6 protein-coding genes are annotated in these 3,201 nt (G+C 52.0%); all 6 read left to right on the forward strand.

The window, feature by feature from the left end; translation table 11 throughout:
* Nucleotides 1-117 precede the first annotated feature (117 nt).
* Nucleotides 118-270 carry a hypothetical protein gene (locus tag WCX19_RS14965; protein WP_373009536.1) on the forward strand — a complete coding sequence of 51 codons (153 nt, stop codon included), beginning with the start codon at nucleotides 118-120 and terminating at the stop codon, nucleotides 268-270.
* The gene (locus tag WCX19_RS14970; protein ID WP_373009538.1) at nucleotides 270-743 is read left to right on the forward strand and encodes a hypothetical protein; all 474 of its coding nucleotides are present in this window, start codon (nucleotides 270-272) and stop codon (nucleotides 741-743) included. The genes WCX19_RS14965 and WCX19_RS14970 overlap by 1 nt, the downstream gene beginning before the upstream one ends.
* On the forward strand, nucleotides 704-2,161 hold the full coding sequence (locus tag WCX19_RS14975) for a hypothetical protein (RefSeq protein ID WP_373009540.1): 1,458 nt from the start codon (nucleotides 704-706) through the stop codon (nucleotides 2,159-2,161). Before WCX19_RS14970 ends, WCX19_RS14975 begins: the two co-directional genes overlap by 40 nt.
* A 66-nt stretch (nucleotides 2,162-2,227) precedes the next feature.
* Entirely contained in the window at nucleotides 2,228-2,503 is a 276-nt protein-coding gene (locus WCX19_RS14980; protein ID WP_373009542.1) for a hypothetical protein, read from the forward strand.
* 62 nt (nucleotides 2,504-2,565) lie between these two features.
* A complete protein-coding gene (locus WCX19_RS14985; protein ID WP_373009544.1) occupies nucleotides 2,566-2,712 on the forward strand; it encodes a hypothetical protein in 147 nt (48 codons plus the stop codon).
* 165 nt (nucleotides 2,713-2,877) lie between these two features.
* On the forward strand, nucleotides 2,878-3,201 hold a 324-nt coding region (locus tag WCX19_RS14990), incomplete at its 3' end, for a hypothetical protein (RefSeq protein ID WP_373009546.1).

Below are 3,201 nucleotides of genomic sequence, written 5' to 3' on the forward strand. Positions count from 1 at the left end.
CAATTCAACGGTATCATTTGAAGAACTCAAAGCACAGTGGGATCGCCTTTCGCGGCCTCAAAAAACAAAAATCACCGAACGGCAGATATTCAAGACGATGAGAATGAGGGGGATCCGGTGACCGCAGAATGCATAGGGGATGCAACCGGGAAACGCAGGATCCGGAAGCTACAGGAGCGGATAAAGCATATCGATGAGCAGATCTCAGAATTGCAGGATAAGAAAGAGATCATGCAACACGAGATGAGGGAATTAAAGGATGGTAAGTGATGGGCCTTAACTGCTCAATTTGTGCGCATAAGGAGCGCAAAAAGATAGATAAGGCACTCGTCGGTGATAAACCCAATTTTAGCGCAATTGCACGCATTTTTGATGTGGATCGCGGCGCACTAAAGCGGCACCTTGAGAACGGGCACGTGGCTGAGAAGATCGCCAAAGCAGCCGGTGCACAGGAAGCCCTGGATGCTGATGATCTGTTGAATGAAATCCATAAGATAGAATCAACCACGGAAACGATCATCACAGCCGCGATGTCAACCACAAAAAAGAAGGTCAAAACGAAAGAAGGGATCGTTGAGATTGAAGTACCTCCAGATCACGAGATGGCCATCAAAGCCCTTGCCCGGAGGGAAAAGCAGATCGAACTGAAGGGCAAGGTCCTCGGGGCGTTCAAGGATAACAAGCCAAACGGCGATGAGAACACGTGGTTGGGGTTGATGCAGAAACGATCGCCAAAGAAGTAATCACTCCGGATCTGGCCGCCGTGCTTGCAGACCGTGCCCTTACCGATCCTGTCTGGTGGATCCAGGAAGTGTTGGGCCGCGAACCGTGGGAAAAGCAGGTTGAGATCATCGAATCGGTGCGGGATCACCGGACCACGGCGGTTAAGAGTTGCCATGCAAGCGGGAAATCATTTGATGCCGGGGCGATTGCGCTCTGGTTTCTCTATGCCCACAAGCCGTCCATTGTCCTAACCACTGCCCCCACGGATAGGCAGGTCCGGGGGATTCTCTGGAAAGAAATCCGGACAAATTTTCAGCGGGCAAAGCGGCCCCTTGGCGGTACCATCCTTACCCAGGAACTGAAACTCGCTGAAGATTGGTTCGCGTGGGGATTTACCGCGCCGGACTACGACCCCGACCGGTTCCAGGGGTTCCACGAGATTTATCTTTTAGTCATTGCGGATGAATCCAGCGGGGTATCGGACGAGATCTTTGAGGGCATTGACGGTGTCCTTACGTCAGAGCAGTGCCGGCTCCTGATGATCGGCAACCCGACCAACCCGACAGGACGCTTTGCCCGGGCATTCAAAAGCCCCGATGTAAACAAAATCTCAATCTCTGCTTTTGAAACCCCCAATTTTACGACGTTTGGGATAACAGACGAAGATATGGTGATGAACCGGTGGGAGGATAAGATCACCGGCGAACTCCCGGCCCCTTACCTGATCACTCCCAGGTGGGTACACGAGCGCCTGCATGACTGGACCCACGATTCCCCGCTTTACGCTGCAAAAGTCCTGGCACAGTTCCCAGAGGCCGGTACTGATACGCTTATCCCGCTCCACTGGGTAGAGGCAGCGGTTGACCGCACCCTTAAAAGAACCTCTCCTGCCGAACTTGGTGTTGATGTTGCCCGGTACGGATCAGATCAGACCGTGATCATATTACGGCAAGGCCCGGTTGCCCGCGTCACAAAAACCATGCCGATGTCAAGCACGATGGAGGTAGCCGGGGAAGTAATCAAGGCGCTGCGTGAGACCGGTGCATCCTCAGCAAAGGTTGATGCTGTGGGTATAGGCGCTGGAACCGTTGACCGTCTCGTAGAGCAACGAGCACCCGTTGAAGAGATGCAAAGCGGGGCATCATCCAGCGATCCAGAGGTCTACCTGAATGCCCGGGCCGAATGGTATTGGGGTCTTCGGATCAGGTTTGAAACCGGGGATATAGACATCGAAAACGACGCAGAACTTATATCACAGCTCTCCAATATCAAGTATAAGATTAATAGCCGGGGCCAGATCCAGATCGAGAGCAAGGAAGATATGAAGAAGCGGGGTCTTTCAAGCCCGGACAAGGCCGACACGCTCATGCTGGCATTTGCAAAGAAGCCCCTCAAAGGTAAGAGGGTGTATCACATCGCCGATGATTACGCCGTATAAATGGCATTCTAACAAACAATCGCTTATCGATTTACAAATTCAAGCCCAAACAAAGGAGATTTTAAAATGGCAAAACCAACAGTACAAAAGCAGGAACCGCAGCAGGATACCAAGGATACCACGCTGAAGATCGACCAGGACCTTAAAGGCGTGCTTGAAGGGATGAAAGTCGATCCGGATGAACCGCTGAAGGGAGTGATTCGGCGCCTTGTCGAAGGCAAAACTCCGATGGAATCCACGCAGGACACCAAGCACATTGCAATCCCGGATAAGGCATACCGGTTACTGATGATGATGTTACCGGACAATATGAAAGAAGTGATGCGGAAGGGGGTACGGTGATGCCGGGACACTTTGAAGACGGGAAATGGATTGAGGCGTTTCCCCCATCAATGGGTGGATCCATGGACTATAAAATCCACGTGGATCTCTCAGAACTCGAATTTTTAGAGGCCAAACTAAAAGAAATGAACGAACTGTATAATGTTGTCAGGAGCATGACAACATTCTGGCAGCGCCTGCGATGGCTGATTACCGGGAAGGTGAGATAATGTTAGATTACGATCCAAGAATCACAATCCTTGCATGTTATGCGACTGATTGCATATACAATCTTCAAGGGGGAATCGAACCGACCTGCTCTCTTAAGTTGGTATCCCACGATGAATATGGGAAGTGCAAAGCCCTTAAGATAAAACTCAATGTAGGTGTGACCCATGCCCCCCCTCAATGAACAGATCGCGGATCGCATCACCAACGGCAGCCTGACGGAAGCCCGTACGCAGATGCGCACCCTCGGGGAGAAGTACACCGAGCTCTATTCCGAGACCCGCGAACTCACCCGGCAGGTCGAAACCCTGAAGGAAGGCGGCACGCTGGCGGAAGGGTACGCGGATCACTCATGGAATGACCGGCTGGCACTGGATCACCGCTGGCAGTTGATGAGCGGGCAGGCACAGCACCGGATTATTCAATACTCTGATGTGGTCCTGTACTATGATCTGATGTCGTATGCGTACCAGTACTGCCCGCTGATCAAG

This window comes from Methanoregula sp. (genome assembly GCF_041663825.1).
In the GTDB taxonomy this organism is placed as follows: Archaea; Halobacteriota; Methanomicrobia; order Methanomicrobiales; family Methanospirillaceae; genus Methanoregula.

Coding starts and splice junctions, on each gene's coding strand:
- WCX19_RS14970 (WP_373009538.1), top strand. CDS start 270: ATGGGCCTTAACTGCTCAATTTGTGCGCATAAGGAGCGCAAAAAGATA.
- WCX19_RS14980 (WP_373009542.1), top strand. CDS start 2,228: ATGGCAAAACCAACAGTACAAAAGCAGGAACCGCAGCAGGATACCAAG.
- WCX19_RS14985 (WP_373009544.1), top strand. CDS start 2,566: ATGGACTATAAAATCCACGTGGATCTCTCAGAACTCGAATTTTTAGAG.